The organism is Arhodomonas sp. KWT (assembly GCF_010993615.1).
The window spans coordinates 1-590 of the sequence record NZ_WNXE01001013.1; the positions used below are offsets into that span (position 1 = coordinate 1).

Here is a 590-nt window from a genome sequence, read left to right on the forward strand (position 1 = left end):
GCGTCCGGCCCGCCGTTGACCAGAAGCCGGGCGCCCGCGGCGTGGCAACGCCGGATCGCCTCCCCCAGCAGTGCCGCGTCCGGCGTGGCCCGCCGCCACTGCACCAGGGCCAGCCCGGACGCGAGGGCGCGATCGAGGCGCATCAGCAGCGCGTCACCACGCTCGTCGGCAGGCGTGATGGCGTAGCGCTCGGGCAGGGTCAGCGCCCGAACGATCGGCGCGTTGGCGGCGGGGAACGGATAGGCACTCAGCCCGGCGGCGGGGACCCAGCGCCACTCGGCCACCTCGATGGCCCGCGGCGTCTCGCCCGGCGCCGGCTCCGTGAGCCACACGTCGAGCTCGACCCGCCGGCCGGGGTAGTCGAAGGGGATACGAATCAGCGGGCGGCGCGGTGCGACGGTGATCCCGAGCTCCTCGCGGATCTCGCGGACCAGCGCGTCGGTGACGGCCTCGCCGGGCTCCACCTTGCCACCGGGGAACTCCCACAGCCCGCCCTGGTGCAGATGATCCGGTCGCCGCGAGATCAGCACGCGGCCGTCCCCGCCGCGGATCACCGCGACGGCCACATGGATCGTCTCCACGGCCGGGCT

1 protein-coding gene is annotated in these 590 nt (G+C 75.3%); it reads right to left on the bottom strand.

What is annotated here, in order from left to right; translation table 11 throughout:
• Window positions 1-566: 8-oxo-dGTP diphosphatase MutT (gene mutT / locus G7A99_RS23870; protein ID WP_205600047.1), on the bottom strand; the 566-nt coding region annotated here is incomplete at its 3' end.
• Between the last annotated feature and the right edge of the window lie 24 nt (window positions 567-590).